The organism is Enterobacter sp. 342, from assembly GCF_036663495.1.
Classification (GTDB): Bacteria; Pseudomonadota; Gammaproteobacteria; order Enterobacterales; family Enterobacteriaceae; genus Enterobacter.
The window spans coordinates 111,287-125,060 of sequence record NZ_JAWUEI010000001.1; the positions used below are offsets into that span (position 1 = coordinate 111,287).

Annotated in this window: 12 protein-coding genes; 6 read left to right on the forward strand and 6 right to left on the reverse strand. The window is 52.1% G+C overall.

All coding sequences use genetic code 11. The features are described 5' to 3' along the window. The first annotated feature begins 37 nt into the window (after positions 1 to 37). A complete protein-coding gene (gene pphA / locus V6E55_RS00595) occupies positions 38 to 682 on the forward strand; it encodes a protein-serine/threonine phosphatase (RefSeq protein WP_129995552.1) in 645 nt (214 codons plus the stop codon). A 34-nt stretch (positions 683 to 716) separates the two neighbouring features. Here the strand turns inward: pphA and V6E55_RS00600 are convergent, their stop codons facing one another. From V6E55_RS00600 to yebS, 4 genes are all read right to left on the reverse strand, one after another. After that, positions 717 to 956, reverse strand: coding sequence for a YebV family protein (locus tag V6E55_RS00600; protein ID WP_028018652.1), 240 nt, complete (start codon positions 954 to 956; stop codon positions 717 to 719). A gap of 106 nt (positions 957 to 1,062) precedes the next feature. Then, on the reverse strand, positions 1,063 to 2,505 hold the full coding sequence (gene rsmF / locus V6E55_RS00605) for a 16S rRNA (cytosine(1407)-C(5))-methyltransferase RsmF (protein ID WP_316941926.1): 1,443 nt from the start codon (positions 2,503 to 2,505) through the stop codon (positions 1,063 to 1,065). 76 nt (positions 2,506 to 2,581) lie between these two features. Next, positions 2,582 to 5,215, reverse strand: coding sequence for a PqiB family protein (locus V6E55_RS00610; protein WP_168112366.1), 2,634 nt, complete (start codon positions 5,213 to 5,215; stop codon positions 2,582 to 2,584). Continuing rightward, positions 5,184 to 6,467 carry a membrane integrity lipid transport subunit YebS gene (gene yebS, locus V6E55_RS00615; protein ID WP_316941927.1) on the reverse strand — a complete coding sequence of 428 codons (1,284 nt, stop codon included), beginning with the start codon at positions 6,465 to 6,467 and terminating at the stop codon, positions 5,184 to 5,186. Before yebS ends, V6E55_RS00610 begins: the two co-directional genes overlap by 32 nt. Positions 6,468 to 6,599: 132 nt before the next feature. On the opposite strand from yebS, the gene V6E55_RS00620 reads away from it, so the two are divergent. From V6E55_RS00620 to htpX, 4 genes are all read left to right on the forward strand, one after another. After that, a complete protein-coding gene (locus V6E55_RS00620) occupies positions 6,600 to 7,097 on the forward strand; it encodes a GAF domain-containing protein (RefSeq protein WP_114976911.1) in 498 nt (165 codons plus the stop codon). Positions 7,098 to 7,193: 96 nt separating this feature from the next. Continuing rightward, entirely contained in the window at positions 7,194 to 7,880 is a 687-nt protein-coding gene (gene proQ / locus V6E55_RS00625) for an RNA chaperone ProQ (RefSeq protein WP_114976912.1), read from the forward strand. 19 nt (positions 7,881 to 7,899) lie between these two features. Further along, positions 7,900 to 9,948: a carboxy terminal-processing peptidase gene (gene prc / locus V6E55_RS00630; RefSeq protein ID WP_316941928.1), complete on the forward strand. Its 2,049-nt coding sequence runs from the start codon at positions 7,900 to 7,902 to the stop codon at positions 9,946 to 9,948. Between the two features lie 193 nt (positions 9,949 to 10,141). Continuing rightward, complete coding sequence (gene htpX / locus V6E55_RS00635) at positions 10,142 to 11,023, forward strand: protease HtpX (protein WP_028018658.1); 882 nt, start codon at positions 10,142 to 10,144, stop codon at positions 11,021 to 11,023. A gap of 50 nt (positions 11,024 to 11,073) precedes the next feature. Here htpX and V6E55_RS00640 read toward each other — a convergent pair whose 3' ends face one another. After that, positions 11,074 to 12,447, reverse strand: coding sequence for an MFS transporter (locus V6E55_RS00640; protein WP_316941929.1), 1,374 nt, complete (start codon positions 12,445 to 12,447; stop codon positions 11,074 to 11,076). Between the two features lie 178 nt (positions 12,448 to 12,625). Between V6E55_RS00640 and kdgR the strand changes: the two genes are divergently transcribed. Further along, entirely contained in the window at positions 12,626 to 13,417 is a 792-nt protein-coding gene (kdgR, locus tag V6E55_RS00645) for a DNA-binding transcriptional regulator KdgR (protein ID WP_114976915.1), read from the forward strand. 60 nt (positions 13,418 to 13,477) lie between these two features. On the opposite strand, the gene V6E55_RS00650 is transcribed toward kdgR, so the two are convergent. Continuing rightward, positions 13,478 to 13,717, reverse strand: a complete 240-nt coding sequence (locus tag V6E55_RS00650) for a YobH family protein (protein ID WP_114977445.1) — start codon at positions 13,715 to 13,717, stop codon at positions 13,478 to 13,480. Positions 13,718 to 13,774: the final 57 nt, after the last annotated feature.

A 13,774-nucleotide genomic window follows, 5' to 3' on the forward strand; every position in this document is an offset into this window, starting at 1 on the left:
TAAGCCTGGTGCAACTATACTTGCTACAGGAGGCCTTATGTATCAGCGAATAGAAGGTGGGAGGTGGCGTCACGTCTGGGTTGTCAGCGATATCCATGGCTGTTACCAGTGGCTGATGGATGAACTGAAACGTCGTCATTTTAATCCTTATGAGGATTTACTTATCTCCGTCGGGGATTTGATTGATCGTGGTCCTGATAGCGTTAAATGCCTGGCGCTAATCAATGAAAAATGGTTTCGCGCGGTGCGCGGCAACCATGAGCAAATGGCAATCGACAGCCTGGATAATAATGATTTTGCGCTCTGGACGATGAATGGCGGAATGTGGTTTACGCGTCTTGAACGCGACCAGCAACAGCTGGCGCTATCGTTACTCAATGCCTGTCGCAGTTTGCCGCATATTATCGAGATCACCTGTGCAAATGGTCTGAATGTGATCGCTCATGCTGATTATCCCGCGGCGGAATACCGCTGGCAAAAACCGGTAAGCGCCCAGCGCGTATTATGGGATCGCGATCGGTTAATGGGGTTTATGGTGGGAAAAGGGCAGGGAATTAGCGGGGCGGATCATTTCTGGTTTGGACATACACCTGTCGACCGAAGGTATGATTTTAATAATTTGCACTATATCGACACGGGGGCCGTCTTCGATGGTTACTTTACGCTGGCACAATTGCAGTAATAAATAACCCGCCTTCGGGCGGGTTCTCTTTAGGTCAGGCAAGGCGCATGACCCAGGCATCGGTTTTGCTATCGTAATGCTCACGGTAAAGGACAGAGTGTTCGCCATCAAGAATTGCCGGGACGCTGATGTCCGCATCCCAGGCATCGAGTTGCATACACAAATCCGGATCGGATTTGCAGGGAATACTTAACGTTCGATCGCCTTGTATTTCGCCGCGCAGTTCTGCGTCGTCAATCTCAAAAGCACCAATACGCACGCTGGTTTTCGTCATATTGCTCTCCGGGTCGGTTGTCAAAATCTGGTATGACCAGTGCGGTCATCCATTTTTGATAGTAGACAAGGAGAGCAAAATCGCCAGTAAAAAAATGCGCTTTTTTTCAGGCGGTGCGATCGTTACCGGTAAACAGCCGACCATCTCGCACCAGTTCACGTGGATAGCTGTTTTTCAGTCGTGAGCCCACCTTTTTGGCCAGCCCCAACGGGTATCCCTGATACGTAACCACGACTTCATCATTAGATGGCGTACTGGCAGGGTAAACATCACGACCACGGTACCACTCTTCGGCTTCCTGATGCGTCAGCGCGAACGTATTCTCGTGTCCGGCGAGGGCGATAACGGCCTCATGCTGCCAGCGATAACCTTTATTATGAACTTCCGCCAGACGGATACCGATACGGGAAAAACGCACCTTGCCAATAAGCGGCTCAATATTAGCCGGGAAAAGCCAAATCTCTTTCTCACGTAACCAGAGATGGTATGTTTCATCCCAGGCAAGCCCGACTTTTCTGGCGGCGAGGGTGACCTGCTCGGCCTCTCGACCTTTCAGCGGTGTGAACGGGAAATTGCCGACCTTAAACGTTGGAGCGGGCAGCGGGTCAACGGCGACAGTTTTGCGCAGTCGGGCAACAAAAAAACCTTCACAGTCATAGATCTGCGGGAAAACATGCAGGAAGCCTTCAGGCGTGATGGCCTCTTTTGCCGTGGGGAACAGATCATTGAGCGGCAGAAACTCGACGGCATCGGGATATTGCGCTTTCAACCACAGACAGACGTCTTCGTTTTCATCCCGGTTCAGTGTGCAGGTGGAGTAAATCAACGTGCCACCTGGACGAAGCGCATGAAATGCGCTGTCGATCAACTCACGCTGCGTGGCAGCGATCTCAAGATTGCTTTCAACTGACCAGTTTTTTAACGCATCAGGATCTTTACGCACCACACCTTCCCCGGAGCAGGGAGCATCCAGCAGAATAGCATCAAAGGCTTCCGGCAAGGCAGCGCCGAATACGCGCCCGTCGAAGTGTGTCAGGGCAACATTATGAATGCCGCAGCGGCTAATGTTGGCATGCAACACTTTGACGCGGCTGGCGGAATACTCATTGGCGAGAATTGCGCCGTGGTTACCCATCCGGGCGGCAATCTGCGTGGTTTTCGACCCGGGTGCCGCGGCCACATCCATCACCCGCTCAGGCGCGTTGTCATCGGCGAACAACGCGGCAACTGGCAGCATAGAACTGGCTTCCTGAATATAAAACAGCCCGCTCAGATGCTCGGCGGTACTTCCCAACGGCACAGCATCTTCGTCATCGCGCTCGATCCAGAACCCTTCAGCACACCACGGTACGGGCGTCAGTTGCCAGTTGTACGGGGCGACCAGCGCCAGAAAATCATCGACGCTGATTTTCAGCGTATTGACGCGAATACTTCGGCGCAACGGACGCTGACAGGCGGCGATAAAATCGTCTAACGACAGGTGAGAAGGAAGTGCCTCGCGCATCTGCGCGAGGAATTGTTCAGGAAGAAATACGGAGTTTTGAGCCACGGGTACACCACAGGGAAAAGTTCAGGTGCGCAGTGTAGCATAAAGGCTCCGGCGCGTTGACACCGGAGCCCTGAGATTAACGCGGCAGGGCAGTTCCCCATTCACGCCACTCTTTCGGTTCACTTTCGAGCAGCAGGAAGTGTTTACCCGGTTGCGCTTTCGGTGCCAGCGGTGTGCCCGGTGGTGTGGCAAACGCAATCCCACCGCGAATGAACTGGTTGAAGGTACCGGTTTTCACGACACCCCCCGTCAGGCCAAAGTCCAGCGAATAGCCGGAAGCCAGCCAGAATACCGAGTTATTTCGCACCAGATGTTGGTAACGTTCGCTGATCCGTAACGCCACCATTACGCGGTCGGAGAGCGTCCCGAGCGTCAGACCGGTCACCGTGCCCACTTCAATACCGCGGAACAGTACTGGCGTGCCGATGCTAAGCGAACCGGCTTCTGGTACCTCCACCACAATGCTCAGACCATCAAGATAGCGCGAATCAGTGATTGTGGCTTCCTGCAGCTCAAAATCACGACGGGCATTGCCCTGGCCAGGCTCGACATTAATATACGGTTGCAGGATGGTGTCGAGGTGCTCAACGCCTGCCGCCGAGATCTGCGGTGTCACCACCGAGAATCGAGAACCCGTGCGGGCGAAAGTCTGCACATATTCCGGGTAAAGCACGGCAGTGGCCTGCACCTCGTTACGCGAGGTGATCAGCGTCAGCTTCTGGATCTGCCCGATATCAATACCCAGATAACGGATTGGCATCCCTTCAGCCAGTTTCCCCGCATCAAAAGCGTGCAGGGTAATTTGCCCGCCAACGGCACGTGCTGCGGTTTCGGACGGGAAGAGAATACGCTTATCACCTTTACGCAGGTTAGCGCCGGCACCGCTGAGGTTATCGAAGCTAATTGCCCCACGCAGCGCGCGTGAAAGCGGGGAGGCCTGCACCGTCAGCCCGTTACCGTTGAGCTGAACTTTTGCACCGCCTTCAGCCCAGAATACGCTGTTTGGCGTCAACAGCTTACGATACTCCGGCTTGATATGCAGTTCGATATCAAATGCGTCCGCGCGAGGGCGAACGGTGATCACTTCCCCGACCTCAAATTTGCGATAAAGCACCACGGATCCTGCCTGAACGTCCGGCAATGTTTCGGCGCTTAATGTCAGCGTAGTGGTAGGAAGATCGCTCAGGCTGTTTTCAATCGCTTTATCCAGGTTGGCATACAGCGGATAGCTGTCACGCACAGGGCCTTTATCGCCCGGAAGAATGCGGATCCCTCCGTTGACCCATTCGCTGGCGCTGGCCCCAAGGAACTCCACCCCATCCAGACCCACTTTCACGTCGACACGACTGTTAACCACAAACTTACTGTCGCCATGGACCAGGTTGCTGTATTGCGGGTCAATGGCGACCGAGAAGCTCACGCCGTTCTCGTTAAGCGTACGTTCCAGAACTTGCCCTACCTGGACACCGTGTAAAATCAACGGCTGGCCGGCTTCGATACCGTAGCTTTCTGGCGCATTCAGCGTAACCGTCACGACACCTGGTTTTTGCAACAAGGCTTTATCGGCCGGGGCAATCACAAAGCTATTGCTGGGCTGACCTTCACCGGGGATCAGTTCAAACGTATTGCCCGTCAACAGGCTACTGATACTGGCATCGCTGAGAGAGAGTTTCGGACTGCGCATTTCAATGCGCGTTTTCTCGCGTAGAAGATCGACCACGCTCGGATCAACAGTCATTTCGCCTGTGACTGAACCGCTCGGGTTGAGCGTCATTTTGGTGAGCTGACCGACCTGCAACCCTTGATACATCAGCGGCGTTGAACCGGCTTTTAGTCCCTTTGCGTCAGGCAGGACGAGTTTAACGATCACCCCACGCTGGCTGTGCGCCAGGTCAGCGTATAATCCGAACGAATCATCAGCGGTGGCAGGGCTTGAGTTTTCCGGGGAATCAAAGGCAATGGCGCCATTCACCAGCGCAGCCAGACTCTCCAGTTTCACCTTTGCACCGCTCAGACTGAGATCGGCATCCACGCCGGATACGTTCCAGAAGCGGCTGCCCTTTTTAACCAGATTGGTAAAGCGGCGCTCGATCAGCACATCAATGGTGACACCTTGTTTATTCGGGTTGATGGCGTAATCGTAGACGCGACCCACCGGTATTTTACGGAAATAAACCAGTGAGCCACTGTTTAGGGAACCGAGATCCGGCGCCTGCAGATGGATCATCAAATCGCCGTTGTTAAGGCGATACTTGGGCTGAGTATCCAGGGCAACAAAGTGATCCTGTGGCTCACCTTTACCTGGCATCATACCGATATAGTTACCGCCCACCAGCGCATCCAGACCGGAAACACCCGCCAGAGAGGCCTTTGGCGTAACCAGCCAGAACTGCGTTTCGCTGCGCAAGGCATCCTGCATGTCTGATTTAATACTGACCCGCACCTGAATCTTGTTCAGCCCTTTTCCAAGGGAGATGTCCTGAACCGTACCCACTTCAACCCCCTGGAAGCGAACAGGTGTTCGCCCGGCGACGATACCGTCGGCGGTCTGGAAATCAATGGTGACGGTACTCCCGCGATCTTGATAGCTCGTCCAGATAAGCCAGCCTGCAATCATCAGGGCGATGACAGGCAGCAACCAGAATGGCGAAATGCGGCGTTTTGTTTTAATTCTCGCTTCAGTCGGCGAAGCGGGGGTTTCCTGACTCATGTGCATCCCAAAGTAAGCGGCTATCCAGCCATTCCACAGCAAGAATAGTCAATATCACCGCTGAGCCGAAATAAAAAGCCGCGGGTCCCATTGTAAAAGCAAGTAACTGGTCACGATTAATCAGCGACATCATCAACGAAATCACGAACAGATCCAACATCGACCAGCGACCAATCCAGGTGACGAATCGCAGAAGCAGGATACGGGTTCGTAACCCCTGCTCACATTTAAAGTGAATGCTGATAAGTAGGGTAAACATCACCACTACTTTGGTAAACGGCACCAGGATACTGGCGATAAACACAATTGCCGCCACCCCCACATTGCTGTGTGCAAGGGAGATAATACCAGAGAGGATGGTATCCTCCTGACGTACACCATTCACATAAATAATGGAAATCGGCAGCATATTGGCTGGGATCAGAAACACAATAGAGGCAATCAGTGCGGCCCAGCATTTTTGCAGACTGTTGTTGCGCCGTACCCTCAAAGGAATATGGCAGCGTGGGCAGCGGCCACGCGCGTCAGGCAGCCCGGTGTAGTGGCATCCCAGACAGACCCGAAGGTTCTCATTCGGGCGTGTGGCAGGGCGCTGAGGGTAAAAACGCTCCCAGAGTTGTTCGACGTTCAGGTGTATCAGCGTCAGGATACTGAGCAATACCAGACAGATAAAAGCAAAGAGTCCGACGCCTGGCTGCAGGAATGCGTAGTCCTGTACTTTGATCGACGCCACGCCAACACCCACAAGGTAGATATCCAGCATGACCCACTCTTTAAGTTTATCCAGCATCAGCAACACGGGTCGCAGGTTCATACCCAGGATATTGCCGAGCCACAGATACGCAATCGCCGCGACCAGTACCAGCGGCGCACCAACGGTGCAAAAAAGCACCATGGCTGCAGTCACCGGATCTCCCTGGCGCGTCATCTGCCAGATCCCTTGCAGCACGTTGGCGTCAATGCGCACACCTAGCAGATAGAGTTTCAGCAGCGGCTCGCTCCACGCGAAAGGCATCAGGAGCAGCATGGTGACGGCCATAGCGGCGAGGCGGGTCAATGACCAGTCCCGCCCGTCACGAATTTTGGCATCACAGCGGGGACAAAAGGCACTTTGATGCGATTTCATCTTCGGCAACATAAAAAGCGTATCGCACTGGGGGCAACGCTGATAATGTGCACGAGGCAAAGCTTCGCTTACCGTATGGACAGTTATCTTTTTTGTCGGCGTGATTTTGGTTGTTTTTAAGGCCATCGGCTGCGCACAAATAAGTATTGTTGAACGTTATATTAACTCATGAACGGATTCATCTTGAGCATGAGCGCATTTAATGCTTATTTTAATAGGCTCTGCGGTAATTTTGTAAGACAACTAAGTGATTGAAGAATGAACAAAACAGAATTCTACGCGGATCTAAACCGCGATTTTAAGGCATTGATGGCGGGTGAGACCAGCTTCTTAGCCACTCTGGCAAATACAAGTGCATTACTCTTTGAACGTCTGTCCGAGGTGAACTGGGCCGGTTTTTACCTTCTTGAAGGCGAAACGCTGGTGCTGGGGCCATTCCAGGGGAAAATCGCTTGCGTGCGTATCCCTGTGGGGCGCGGCGTGTGCGGAACCGCTGTCGCCAAAAATGAAGTACAGCGTATAGAGGACGTCCACGCGTTTGACGGGCACATTGCCTGCGATGCCGCTAGCAATTCTGAAATCGTTCTGCCACTGGTGGTAAAAAATCAGATTATTGGCGTTCTGGATATCGACAGTACGGTCTTCAGTCGCTTTACAACCGAGGACGAACAGGGACTGCGCGAGCTGGTAGCAAACCTGGAAAACGTTCTCGCAGCAACCGATTATCAAAAATTCTTTGCGAGCGTCGCAGGATAATCAACGGATAACGTAGCATTTACTGATAGCGTCATTATAATGACGCCTGTTCATGCCTGCGCTTGTTGGCAACGTCCGTTGTAATCAGGAAATTTCATGGAAAATCAACCTAAGTTGAATAGCAGTAAAGAAGTTATCGCATTTCTGGCCGAGCGTTTCCCACAGTGCTTCAGTGCTGAAGGTGAAGCTCGTCCCCTGAAAGTCGGTATTTTTCAGGATCTGGTGGCACGTGTTGAAGGGGAAATGAACCTCAGCAAAACTCAACTGCGTTCCGCCTTACGTCTTTATACTTCGAGCTGGCGTTACCTGTACGGTATCAAACCGGGCGCGACTCGCGTGGATCTCGATGGCAACCCTTGTGGTGAGCTGGATGAGCAGCACGTTGAACACGCGCGTAAACAGCTGGAAGAAGCCAAAGCACGCGTTCAGGCACAACGTGCAGAACAGCAAGCGAAAAAACGCGAAGCCGCAGCGGCAAACGGCCAGGAAGAAGCGCCTCGTCGTGAGCGTAAACCACGCCCTGCACCGCGTCGTCACGAAAATAACGATCGCAAACCGCGTGCTGACAAACCTGCAGCGAAAGCCCCGCGCGCTCCTCGTGAAGAGCCGCGCCATACTCCGGTTTCAGACATTAACGCCCTGAGCGTTGGTCAGGCACTGAAAGTAAAAGCGGGTAACAATGCTATGGACGCCACTGTACTGGAAATCACCAAAGATGGCGTTCGTGTACAGCTGACTTCTGGTATGTCAATGATTGTACGCGCAGAACACTTGTTGTTCTGAAACGGAGGCCAAGCCTGGCATGAACACTTTTTTTAAGCTCACCGCGCTGGCGGGCCTGTTTGCCATAACAGGTCACGCTTTCGCAGTGGACGATATCACGCGTGCTGATCAAATTCCGGTTCTTAAGGAAGAGACGCAGCACGCAACTGTGAGCGAGCGTGTGACCTCACGTTTCACCCGTTCACACTATCGTCAGTTCGATCTCGATCAGGCCTTTTCGGCCAAAATCTTTGACCGCTATCTGAACTTGCTGGATTACAGCCATAACGTTTTGCTCGCCAGCGATGTCGAGCAGTTCGCTAAGCGTAAATCCGAGGTGGGTGACGAGTTGCGTTCAGGCAAGCTGGATCTGTTCTACGATCTCTACAACCTGTCGCAAAAGCGCCGCTTTGAACGTTATCAGTACGCGCTGAAAGTGCTGGAACGTCCGATGGACTTCACCGGCAATGACACCTTTAATCTGGATCGCAGTAAAGCACCCTGGCCAAAAGATGAAGCCGAGTTGAATGCGCTGTGGGACGGAAAAGTTAAATATGACGAATTAAGCCTTAAGCTCACTGGCAAAGATGAAAAAGAGATCCGTGACACGCTGACGCGTCGTTACAAATTTGCCATTCGTCGTCTGGCGCAGACCAACAGTGAGGATGTCTTCTCACTGGCTATGACTGCCTTTGCCCACGAAATCGATCCGCATACCAACTATCTCTCCCCGCGCAATACCGAGCAGTTCAATACTGAAATGAGCCTGTCTCTCGAAGGTATTGGCGCGGTGCTGCAGATGGATGATGATTATACCGTGATCAATTCGATGGTCGCAGGTGGCCCGGCATCCAAAAGCAAAGCGATAAGTGTAGGTGATCGCATTGTGGGTGTGGGACAAACCGGTCAGAACATGGTTGATGTGATCGGCTGGCGTCTTGATGATGTGGTGGCGCTGATTAAAGGCCCGAAAGGCAGCAAAGTTCGTCTGGAAGTTCTGCCTGCAGGTAAAGGCACTAAAACCCGTATTGTTACCCTGACCCGTGAGCGTATCCGTCTGGAAGACCGTGCGGTGAAAATGTCGGTGAAAACCGTGGGTAAAGAGAAGGTAGGTGTTCTGGATATTCCAGGCTTCTACGTAGGGCTGACTGACGATGTGAAAGTTCAGCTGCAGAAGCTTGAAAAGCAGAACGTTAGCAGCATTATCATCGACCTGCGCAGTAACGGCGGCGGTGCGCTGACGGAAGCGGTTTCACTTTCTGGTCTGTTCATTCCATCTGGTCCTGTGGTTCAGGTGCGTGATAACAACGGTAAAGTGCGTGAAGATGCCGACAACGACGGTGTGGTCTACTACAAAGGCCCGCTGGTGGTCCTGGTTGACCGCTTCAGTGCTTCAGCATCAGAAATCTTTGCTGCGGCAATGCAGGACTATGGCCGTGCGTTGATCGTGGGTGAGCCGACGTTCGGTAAAGGCACCGTTCAACAGTATCGCTCTCTGAATCGTATTTACGATCAGATGCTGCGCCCTGAATGGCCTGCGCTGGGTTCGGTTCAGTACACTATTCAGAAGTTCTACCGCGTGAACGGTGGCAGTACGCAGCGTAAAGGCGTGACACCGGATATCATGATGCCGACAGGCACGGAAGAGACGGAAACCGGCGAGAAGTTTGAAGATAACGCGTTACCGTGGGACAGCATCAACGCTGCGACCTATGTGAAAGCGGGTGATATGACGCAGTTTGGTCCTGAACTGCTGAAAGCGCATAATGACCGCATTGCGAAGGATGCGGAATTCCAGTACATCATGAAGGACATTGCGCGTTTCAATGCTCTGAAAGATAAACGGAATATTGTTTCTCTGAACTACGATCAGCGTGAAAAAGAGAACAACGAAGACGATGCAACACGTCTGGCGCGTATCAACGATCGCTTCAAACGTGAAGGCAAACCTCTGCTCAAGAAACTTGACGATCTACCAAAAGATTACAAGGAGCCAGATCCCTATCTGGATGAGACGGTGCATATTGCACTCGACCTGGCGAATCTTGAAAAAGAGAAACCTGCCGTACAACCTGCTCCAGCAAAATAATCTCCCAACAGGCACAAGAAATTGTGCCTGTTTCTTTTTGTTCTGCATCCTTCCGTCAGGCAGGTTTCCAATTGTGTAAAGTTGTGTCTTTCTGGTGACTTACGCCCGCCGGATGCTTGAAAATAGCCACAATACCCATACGATGTGGGTAATCGCATAGTGCGTTTTGTTAAACTGAGGTTAAAAGAAAATTATGATGCGAATCGCGCTCTTCCTGCTCACCAACCTTGCGGTCATGGTGGTTTTCGGGCTCGTGCTAAGCCTGACAGGAATTCAGTCGAGCAGCGTTCAGGGTCTGTTGATTATGGCGCTGCTGTTTGGTTTTGGTGGCTCTTTCATTTCACTTCTGATGTCAAAATGGATGGCACTGAAATCGGTAGGTGGTGAGGTTATTGAACAGCCGCGTAACGATATGGAACAGTGGCTGATGAATACGGTCGCTCAGCAATCCCGTCAGGCTGGGATCGCCATGCCACAGGTTGCTATTTACCATGCGCCGGATATCAATGCGTTTGCTACGGGGGCCCGCCGCGATGCATCCCTGGTTGCTGTCAGCACCGGATTGTTGCAGAACATGAGCCGTGATGAAGCCGAAGCGGTTATTGCTCACGAAATCAGCCATATCGCAAATGGTGACATGGTTACTATGACCCTGATTCAGGGCGTGGTGAACACCTTTGTTATCTTTATCTCCCGTATTCTGGCGCAGATTGCGGCAGGCTTTATGGGGGGCAACCGTGACGAAGGTGAAGAGAGCAATGGCAATCCGCTGATCTACTTCGCCGTTTCCATGGTACTGGAACTGGTGTTCGGTATTCTGGCAAGCATTATCACCATGTGGTTCTCCCGTCACCGTGAGTTCCACGCGGATGCCGGCTCCGCAAAACTGGTTGGGCGTGAGAAAATGATTGCTGCGCTGCAGCGTCTGAAAACCAGTTACGAACCACAGGAAGCGAACAGCATGATGGCTTTCTGCATTAACGGAAAATCGAAGTCACTGAGTGAAATGTTTATGTCTCACCCGCCGCTGGATAAACGTATCGAAGCGTTGCGTAGTGGGGAATACATGAAGTAACGCGAAGAACCGCAATAAGCCGGGCTGGAGAATACTCCGCCCGGCTTTTTTTATGCCTGGACTCTGGGCTGGGTAATGCGGAGACCGCTGACGATAGCCGCGAGGGTCGCAAGGGCTCCAGCGCTCAGGAGTGCAATGTGATTACCGTTTTGCCCCGCAAGGTTGAACATCAGGGCAACCAGTGCTGCACCGGTGCTTTGCCCCAGCAAACGCGCGGTACCCAACATACCACTGGCCCCTCCACTGCGATGACGCGGCGCTGAGGTAATAATGGTGTGATTGTTGGGGGACTGGAACAGGCCAAACCCGGCACCGCACAGGATCATGCGCCAGATAATGTCCAGATCGGAAGGCGATGGCGGCAGCAGTGCCAGCGCGAAAAGGCCTGTTGCCATCACTGCCAGCCCCAGTGCACCTAATAAACCAGCATGAACGCGTTCAATTAAGTAACCCGCCAGCGGTGCCATCACCATCGTAGCCAGTGGCCAGGGGGTTAACAACAGCCCGGTCTCCACTTCGGTACGTCCCACCACGCTTTGCAGGAAGAAGGGCAGTGAGACCAGTGCCAGCATCTGGGCGCAGAACGAACAGACAGACGTACAAATGGAGAGTGAAAAGAGGGGAATACGCAGCAGATCAACCGGCAGTAACGGTACAGGAAGTGTGAGCTGGCGGCGAACAAAGAAGAAACCTGTCACAAGTAAGACAATGAGTTCCGCGGCAGTAAGCATCAGGGATTGTCCTTGTGCAAAACCACTCAGGGCCGTAATCAACAGACCAAAAGTGAGGGCATTCATTACCGCGCTCACTATGTCGAAGCGCGGCATTGTACTTTTGGGACCGTTAGCCGGAAGAAAACGCAGGGCAAAGAAGATAGCCACGATACCCAGCGGCACATTTATGGCGAACAGCCATTGCCAGGACGCAACGGAAAGAATAGCTGCCGCAATGGTTGGCCCGGCGGCGGAAGAGACCGCGACAATAAATGAGTTTATTCCCATGCCGCGCCCCAGATGGCGCTGAGGATAAATCAAGCGGATCAACGCCGTGTTTACACTCATGAGTGCTGCGCCACCAAAACCTTGCGCTATACGTGCAAGTGTCAGGGTATGTAGCGAATCAGAAAGGGCACATAACAAAGAGGTGAAGGTGAAAACCACCAGGCCGCACTGATACACCCGACGATAACCGAACATATCGCCCAGAAAAGAGAACGAGAGCAGGGAAATCACGATTGCAATCTGATAGGCGTTAACTATCCATATTGAACTGGCGGGGGAGGCATGCAGATCGCTGGCGATGGTTGGCAGGGCAACATTCGCAATTGTGCCGTCAAGGACGGCCATTGAAATACCGATAATAATGGTAGCAATAGCGCCATACCGCTGGGGTAAAGGCAGGCCATCGGAAAGGTTCTTTTCCATTAGGGGTAAAAAGCTCAGTGTGAAATTATTCTCAGGGTAACTATTTTAGCATCGTTAATGCAGTGTTATGTCGCAGATTTGTAACGAAGTAAATGCGGATTGATTGCAGGTAACATGACGGGAACTTATAATAAAAACCAGTTCTGATTTTTATAAAACACTCGCTATGAGGTGGTAAATGGCAATTGCCGATTTGGATAAACAGCCAGATTCTGTTTCTTCCGTGCTGAAGGTGTTTGGCATCTTACAGGCGCTCGGGGAAGAGCGTGAAATTGGTATTACAGAGTTGTCGCAGCGTGTGATGATGTCGAAAAGCACCGTTTATCGCTTTTTGCAAACCATGAAGTCACTGGGTTACGTTGCGCAGGAAGGCGAGTCTGAAAAATACTCTCTGACACTGAAACTGTTCGAACTGGGTGCCCGTGCGCTGCAAAATGTTGACCTGATCCGCAGCGCCGATATTCAGATGCGTGAAATCTCTCGTCTGACCAAAGAGACCATCCACCTGGGGGCACTGGATGAAGACAGTATTGTCTACATCCATAAAATCGACTCCATGTATAACCTGCGAATGTATTCACGCATTGGCCGTCGTAACCCTCTCTACAGTACTGCAATTGGTAAGGTTCTGCTGGCATGGCGCGATCGTGAAGAAGTAAAACAGATCCTCAATGGCGTGGAATACAAACGCAGTACGGCACGAACCATTATCAACACCGATGAGCTGTTAACCGTGCTCGATAAAGTGCGTGAGCAAGGGTATGGCGAAGATAACGAAGAGCAGGAAGAGGGCCTGCGCTGTATTGGCGTTCCGGTATTTGACCGCTTTGGTGTCGTGATTGCAGGGCTGAGTATTTCTTTCCCAACGTTGCGCTTCTCAGAAGAGCGACTTCACGAGTATGTGGCTATTCTGCATACTGCAGCACGTAAGATTTCTGAGCAGATGGGTTATCACGACTATCCGTTTTAATCCCTGTTAGCATAAAAAACGCCGCATTTTTGCGGCGTTTTTTGTCGTTAGCCGGGCTGATCAGCCATTATCGATGACGACAGACATTTTACGCAGTACCGGGCAGTTAGTCAGGCCAATGATCCCGCTATCAGAGTGCAGATACTGCGCCGTGCTCACGCCTTGTGCTGTTAAGTATTTACACTGAATGCCTAATCCTGCTGCGTTTTCAGTGCTTCCCACCAGCACGCCATAGCCTGTTAACAGAAGACCAATCCAGACGATAGCCAGTACAATAATTGTTCGAATAATTAAGCGCATCAATGCCTCTTTATCGTTGTTATCATTAATCAAGCGTAAACGGTTTACGCTATGAAA

Bases quoted from the DNA above. Each gene is read 5' to 3' on its own strand.
- pphA (WP_129995552.1), top strand. From the start codon at position 38: ATGTATCAGCGAATAGAAGGTGGGAGGTGGCGTCACGTCTGGGTTGTC.
- V6E55_RS00600 (WP_028018652.1), bottom strand. From the start codon at position 956: ATGACGAAAACCAGCGTGCGTATTGGTGCTTTTGAGATTGACGACGCA.
- V6E55_RS00610 (WP_168112366.1), bottom strand. From the start codon at position 5,215: ATGAGTCAGGAAACCCCCGCTTCGCCGACTGAAGCGAGAATTAAAACA.
- yebS (WP_316941927.1), bottom strand. From the start codon at position 6,467: ATGGCCTTAAAAACAACCAAAATCACGCCGACAAAAAAGATAACTGTC.
- V6E55_RS00620 (WP_114976911.1), top strand. From the start codon at position 6,600: ATGAACAAAACAGAATTCTACGCGGATCTAAACCGCGATTTTAAGGCA.
- proQ (WP_114976912.1), top strand. From the start codon at position 7,194: ATGGAAAATCAACCTAAGTTGAATAGCAGTAAAGAAGTTATCGCATTT.
- prc (WP_316941928.1), top strand. From the start codon at position 7,900: ATGAACACTTTTTTTAAGCTCACCGCGCTGGCGGGCCTGTTTGCCATA.
- htpX (WP_028018658.1), top strand. From the start codon at position 10,142: ATGATGCGAATCGCGCTCTTCCTGCTCACCAACCTTGCGGTCATGGTG.
- V6E55_RS00640 (WP_316941929.1), bottom strand. From the start codon at position 12,447: ATGGAAAAGAACCTTTCCGATGGCCTGCCTTTACCCCAGCGGTATGGC.
- kdgR (WP_114976915.1), top strand. From the start codon at position 12,626: ATGGCAATTGCCGATTTGGATAAACAGCCAGATTCTGTTTCTTCCGTG.
- V6E55_RS00650 (WP_114977445.1), bottom strand. From the start codon at position 13,717: ATGCGCTTAATTATTCGAACAATTATTGTACTGGCTATCGTCTGGATT.